Source organism: Intestinibacter sp., from assembly GCF_022780145.1.
GTDB lineage: Bacteria > Bacillota > Clostridia > Peptostreptococcales > Peptostreptococcaceae > Intestinibacter.
In genome coordinates this window covers 1-4,406 of record NZ_JALEXO010000058.1, presented here as the reverse complement: position 1 = coordinate 4,406, position 4,406 = coordinate 1, and the positions used below count along the sequence as shown (strand labels likewise).

The 4,406-nt window shown below is 33.0% G+C and carries 6 protein-coding genes; 2 read left to right on the top strand and 4 right to left on the bottom strand.

The window, feature by feature from the left end; all coding sequences use genetic code 11:
• Both dapA and MR593_RS02190 read right to left on the bottom strand, forming a co-directional pair.
• The coding region (gene dapA / locus MR593_RS02195) for a 4-hydroxy-tetrahydrodipicolinate synthase (RefSeq protein WP_290686539.1) at nucleotides 1–827 on the bottom strand (827 nt) is incomplete at its 3' end.
• A 151-nt stretch (nucleotides 828–978) separates the two neighbouring features.
• Nucleotides 979–1,266 carry a hypothetical protein gene (locus MR593_RS02190; RefSeq protein ID WP_290686538.1) on the bottom strand — a complete coding sequence of 96 codons (288 nt, stop codon included), beginning with the start codon at nucleotides 1,264–1,266 and terminating at the stop codon, nucleotides 979–981.
• Between the two features lie 234 nt (nucleotides 1,267–1,500).
• On the opposite strand from MR593_RS02190, the gene MR593_RS02185 reads away from it, so the two are divergent.
• Nucleotides 1,501–1,722 (top strand): NifU family protein, encoded by a 222-nt coding sequence (locus tag MR593_RS02185; RefSeq protein ID WP_290686536.1) that lies wholly within the window; start codon nucleotides 1,501–1,503, stop codon nucleotides 1,720–1,722.
• A 55-nt stretch (nucleotides 1,723–1,777) separates the two neighbouring features.
• Here the strand turns inward: MR593_RS02185 and MR593_RS02180 are convergent, their stop codons facing one another.
• A complete protein-coding gene (locus tag MR593_RS02180; protein WP_290686540.1) occupies nucleotides 1,778–2,575 on the bottom strand; it encodes an endonuclease/exonuclease/phosphatase family protein in 798 nt (265 codons plus the stop codon).
• A gap of 33 nt (nucleotides 2,576–2,608) precedes the next feature.
• Nucleotides 2,609–2,839 (bottom strand): hypothetical protein, encoded by a 231-nt coding sequence (locus MR593_RS02175; protein ID WP_290686534.1) that lies wholly within the window; start codon nucleotides 2,837–2,839, stop codon nucleotides 2,609–2,611.
• Between the two features lie 121 nt (nucleotides 2,840–2,960).
• Between MR593_RS02175 and MR593_RS02170 the strand changes: the two genes are divergently transcribed.
• Nucleotides 2,961–4,406 (top strand): NAD(P)H-hydrate dehydratase (locus MR593_RS02170; RefSeq protein ID WP_290686532.1); only part of this gene is annotated, 1,446 nt, incomplete at its 3' end.

The following is a 4,406-nucleotide window of genomic DNA, read 5'->3' as shown; positions in this document are numbered from 1 at the left end:
TCCATATGACTTAGTGGAAGTCTCAAATTACCGACCTCCATACCAAGTAAATTCATAGCAGTCTTTATAGGAACTGGATTTACTTCGACGAATAGAGAATCTATTAAAGGCTTCATATTTAGCTGAAGTTCTCTTGATTTTTCTACATTCCCAGATAAAAAGCTGTACACCAAATCGTGGCTTTCTCTAGGACATATATTTGCTAGAACAGAGATCACGCCATATCCACCTAGTGATAAAAGTGGTAGAGTAGAGTCATCATTTCCAGAATATATTGCAAAATCATCATCTACAAGTCGAGATATCTCAGCAACCTGAGCCATATCGCCGCTTGCCTCTTTAATTCCAACTATATTTTCCACACCGTAAGCTAATTCAGCGACTAATCTAGGTGATAAATTGACTCCAGTTCGAGATGGGACATTGTACATAATTATTGGAATTTCTACACTTTGGGCGATTTTTGTGAAATGGGCTTTTATACCTGATTTATTTCCCTTATTGTAGTAAGGGTTTATAATTAAAAGCCCGTCGGCGCCGAAATTCTCAGCTATTCTACTCAACATTATAGAATGCTCTGTGTCGTTTCCACCAGTGCCAGCAATCACTGGAATTCTCTTATTTACAGCGTCGATTACACATTTAATTGCAGCTACATGTTCCCTATCATCTAGTGTGCTGGCTTCACCAGTTGTACCGCACACAACTATAGCGTCGGTATTGTTTTTTATGTGAAATTCGACTAGTTCTTCTAGCTTATCGTAGTTGATCTTATTCTCTTTAGTGAAAGGCGTGACAAGAGCCACTGCAGAACCTTGAAATAACATAAAATTCCTCCTATCGAAAATATTAAGCAAAGAGATATGTAATATTGCTTATTAGAATTATATTCTCGTGAATTTTATATTATTAATATTACTTAAAAAAATAGGAATACTGCACTGAAACCAGCACAATATTCCATTTGTGAGTATGATTTTATTCTAACTCGTCTAGGTTTTCATCTAGTTTATCCATATATGATAAGTAATTACAGAATATAACATCAAAGAAATCTTCATCTAAATCGTCTATGTACCATTTGTTGTATTTCTTTGCACAGTCTATTTTTACTGTTTTTGTAGCAAATTTTTCTTCATCTTTAGATTCAGAATTATTTAGAGTTTCGATAAATAAATCTTGGATTTCCTCCTCGCTCATTTCCTTACCGGCAAAGGCTTGAGAAATAGTTTCTTCAAAAGCTTTAGAAAATGCATCTTCAAACACATCAGTTCCATCGATGTATTTGAAATCTACAGTTACAACTGCGCTATCTCCGTCGACTTCAACACCCTTGATTTAATAAGTTATTTTTTATATAAAGATTTTCTTATACATATTATATAGTATTTTTAAATAAAAAAATATATTGAGATGAAAACAATACATAAAATGGTAGAGAATATCATTTTGTTAGTGTATAATTATATAGATAATACAATTATAAAGGGAGGGAATTTAATGAAAGAACAAGTTGCAGCAGTATTAGACAAAGTTAGACCAGTACTACAAAGAGACGGTGGAGACGTTGAATTAATAGATGTTGGTGATGATGGAACTGTAGTAGTAAGATTACAAGGTGCTTGTGCAGGTTGCCCAGGAGCTACTATGACATTAAAAGCTGTTATAGAAAACTTATTAGTAAAAGAAGTACCAGGTGTAACTAGAGTAGTTGGTGTTTAATAAATAAGAAAGAGCAAACAAAGTAAACTTTGTTTCGCTCTTTTTTTAATATGTATTATTTTAAAGTGACTTCCATTTTTACAGGGTTGTGATCGCTGTATACAAATCCCTCATCTAATGTTTTAACAGAATTTACTTTTATATTTGAAGATACTAAAAATCCATCTATAACGTAATATTGAGTATTTTCGCTTTTCTCATCATATGGCTCGTTTAAAAGTCTTGAAGTAGGTGTAGAAGCATCGTTTACAAAACTGAAATTATTACCGAAATAATCTTCGTTTATAAGCTCAGCTTCGAAGTAATCTGTATTTTTAATTGGATATAAATTTGGGTCTACATTGCTAAATGATTGGTTAAAATCCCCGCCGGCGATGCAGTAATTTCCCTTTTTATATTCTTCTTTTAATATATCTGAAAGTACCTTTGTCTGTACATCCTTACTCTCTTCATCTGCATATGCTTCTAAGTGAAGGTTTATAAGAACTAATTCCTTATCGCTGTTTTCTATAGGAACTCTTTCAACTAATAAGCATCTTTTTAATTGACAAACTCTAACTGGCCATTTATAAGACGTTTCTAGTGGTATACGAGTTGCAGATGTTGCATTGTATTTGTTCAGCGTTAAAATACCGCCATTTACTTTACCTATTGTAGGTATAGGATAAGGTATGTAATCGCACAAGAAATTCGTAGCAAATGCTTCGCTATCGTCAGAATAGATATCGCTGAAGGCCTCGACTTGGTCTACATGATAAGAGCGTTTTGAGTCCTTGTCTACCTCTTGTAAAAAAGTCACATCTGGGTTTTCTCTAGCTATTATGCTTTTGATGCCATCTACATTGTATAGTATGTTTTGTTTGCTCTCAGTATTTACAGTTTTTCCTCAATCCATGAAGAAGTCGTGGTCCTTATCTAGTGAACAGTATCCTACGTTGAAGGTAAGCAGGCTTATAGAATCTCCTACATTTAAGGATTTTTCGCCTTTGTCAGTTATTTTTATATCTTCATTTTCCTTTGGATAGTACTCATTTATTGAAAGATATGCTACAAATCCGATTACAAATAATACTAAAACTAAAAGCAATGATAAAACGATTTTTAATATTTTTTTCATAAAAAATTCTCCTTACTTAGAAATCTTAATTAAAGTATATCATTTTTTTAGTTTTTAATTTGCGATTATCCATAAAATATTATATAACTAAAATAAAAGGCTTAAAAAAGGAGGACTTTATATGAGAATTGGAACATCTAATAGCACTAAAATACTAGACAGTGCTTGTGTAAATGAATATAAAATACCGTTAATAGTTTTAATGGAAAATGCTGTACTTTCAGCATTTAAACATATGGATATAGAAGATAATGAAAAATACGTAATAGTAAGTGGCGCTGGAAACAACGGCGGCGATGGCTTAGGATTAGCTAGACAGCTAGCTGCAAAGGATAAAAAGGTAGAAGTATTCATAGTTGGAAAGCTAGAAAAGCTAAGTGAGTGCTCTAAAATACACTACGATATTTTAAATGCAATGGAGATACCTACAACAGTTGTGACTGATGAGAATTTAGACGATTTAAAAGCTTCTATAAAAGAATCTGATGTAGTAGTCGATTGTATATTTGGAACAGGCTTAGAAAGAGAAATAAAGGGAATTTTCTACGACGTCATAAAAACAATAAATGAAAATAAAAATAAAGTCTATTCAATAGACGTGCCATCTGGAATAAATGCCACAACAGGAGACATTATGGGAATTTGTGTAAAGGCTGATAAGACTATTTCCTTTGAGTTTTATAAGAGGGGATTTTTAAAATACGATATACAAGAATTTATCGGAGAGGTTGTAGTAGAGCATATCGGCGTTCCGAGCTATATTTTAGATAAATACGACGACAAGGAATACATAACAACTTTAGAATTAGTAAAAAATAATATAAAACAAAAAAATAAATTTGCCTTCAAGAGCGATTTTGGTAAAATAGCTTTATTCGCGGGAAGTAGAGGATTTACAGGTGCAGCTTATATTGCTACAGAGGCAGCAGTTAAAGCTGGAAGTGGATTGACTACTTTAGTAACAGATCAGTACGTTCAAAATATAGCTAGTGAAAAGCTTTGTGAAGCTATGACACTAGACATAGACGACACAGAAAAAGTAGAAAAATTAATCAAGGGCTGTACGGCGATTGGATTTGGATGTGGAATGGGAAACAGCGAGGAAACATATAATAAATTAAAATACGTCTTAGAAAAATCTACATGTACAGTCGTATTAGATGCAGACGGATTAAACGTCTTAAAAGACAGGGTGGATTTATTTGAAAAATATCCAAATCGCTTGATAATCACACCTCATCTAGGTGAAATGGCGAAATTGACAGGATATTCTATAGGACATATCAGAGACAATAGAGTAGATGTAGCAAAGGAATTTGCAAATAAATACAAAGCTATAGTTTTATTAAAAGGATACGAAACTGTAATAACTAACGGAGATTACACTTATATAAATCCAACTGGAAATTCAGCTATGGCAAACGGTGGTATGGGAGATACACTTCTTGGAATGATTACATCATTTGTAGGTCAAGGCATAAACCAACTTATGGCAACTGTTTGTGCTGCTTATATACATGGATATATAGGAGATAAGCTAGCTGAAAATCTATATACAGTAAATGCG

Coding starts and splice junctions, on each gene's coding strand:
- MR593_RS02185 (WP_290686536.1), top strand. CDS start 1,501: ATGAAAGAACAAGTTGCAGCAGTATTAGACAAAGTTAGACCAGTACTA.
- MR593_RS02175 (WP_290686534.1), bottom strand. CDS start 2,839: ATGAAAAAAATATTAAAAATCGTTTTATCATTGCTTTTAGTTTTAGTA.